Below are 1,593 nucleotides of genomic sequence, written 5' to 3' on the forward strand. Positions count from 1 at the left end.
AGAAGGCAGCAAACCCCATTGCAATCACAATAGATGAGGCAACAGTCGAATAAATGGTGAGGATTTTGTAAGTTCCTTCAGATTCCAGCTTGACCCCCTCTATTTTCTGTCTTTCTAATTTTGACTCCTCTTGATATTTCCTTCTGTTGTAGGTCCCGTTCCGAATTGTCTCCATGCATTGGTCATCACATTTGTGATATAGCTCGAAACATCCTTTCCCATCTTCCACCGCATTGGAACCCAACGCCCTCTTTACTTTATTATATAGATTGTTTACATTTGCGTCATGCTCATCGAGTGTTTTCTGGTTTTCAAGCAGGACTAGTAATTCTGCATTATATGCCCATATATCTTGGATTTGATCATCAATCTTATTATTGATCATGTTAAGTCTAGTTTCTACCTCACTGAATTCATGATCAATGATTTCATACTGCTTGTTCATTTTGTCGACTATATTATTCACTTTGGATGTTATTTTATCAATTGCCTTTTGGGTTGAGTCTCTATCTGCTGCCATACCAACCCCTTGGTCATTTGAATGCTGGAACCCATACCAACCAGCAACTAGTCCTGACCAACCTCCCTCTATAAACCCTGCTATGGCCCCGAATAGCCCTCTACTAGATCTAGAAGGCACATTCCTCAGACCAACTGCAAGTTTGAGACTCTTTATGCCAATGTATTTTGAACAGTTTCCAAATGCATACTTACTTACATTTTGGAATGGCAGTGTTGTGTTTAAGCCACCTTTCTCTGTCTGACATTGCACTGTGCAGCTACCTCTTTTTAAATCAGTCTTCAGAATTCTTCCATGGCTCTCTCCTGAAAGAATGTGTCCATACCATGGAGCTATTAGATTCCCATCAGATTTTATTCGCAGTGTTTGTCCCGGTTTCAATACAGACCAATAATAATGAATTCTTCCCATCAAACCGTTGACAAGAGGCCTTGGTCCTATCAATGGTTTGAAGATCCTATTTATTTCTTCTGTTGCCACACTCGTTGTTGTGTCGGTTCTCGTGTACAGATCTCTCTGCGTAGTATCGGTGGGTGGGTGATTTATGCCCCACATGAAAAGAATGTTCTTCCCTTGATTATTTGTGTATTGAGCGTCTTGGATAGGGTAATCGCCGTTCTTTCGAGTCAACCATCTCATGCTTCTGTAGAATGAACCTGAGCATGCTGTGCTTGTCCCATCGTAAGACACATTCCAGATTGTGTCTGGGAAAATCTGGATTCTTTGGTAAGACCTAGCAGAACTAAAAAGTGACCTTAGCTCTTCTAGATTTTCTACATTCCCGGGGTAACACAATCCGTTAACAGCTGATGGTCTCTCGACGATATAGGACCATTCTCTTCCTTCCAGCGATAGATCACAAGAAGGATTGCCATAGATTAGCCCTTCAATGGTGCAGGTGTCCAAAATAAGAGGTTGTCCCAAGCTTGTTGCACACAGCATCCCATTATGCTCTGTGTGGAGCAGTTCTTTGGCATGTGTCACAGGGACATTGTTTTCTGTTAGTGTGTCCACAGTTTCTGTGGAGTTTGTTGATTGATAGCCGATGCAGATTTTATCTGCATTGCTTGCTG

1 protein-coding gene is annotated in these 1,593 nt (G+C 41.7%); it reads right to left on the bottom strand.

Annotated elements, in window-relative coordinates:
* Positions 1–1,593, bottom strand: a 1,593-nt coding sequence (locus tag AN963_RS28375; RefSeq protein WP_152985747.1) for a hemagglutinin, incomplete at both ends; no start/stop codon positions are given.

The organism is Brevibacillus choshinensis (assembly GCF_001420695.1).
Taxonomy (GTDB): Bacteria; Bacillota; Bacilli; order Brevibacillales; family Brevibacillaceae; genus Brevibacillus; species Brevibacillus choshinensis.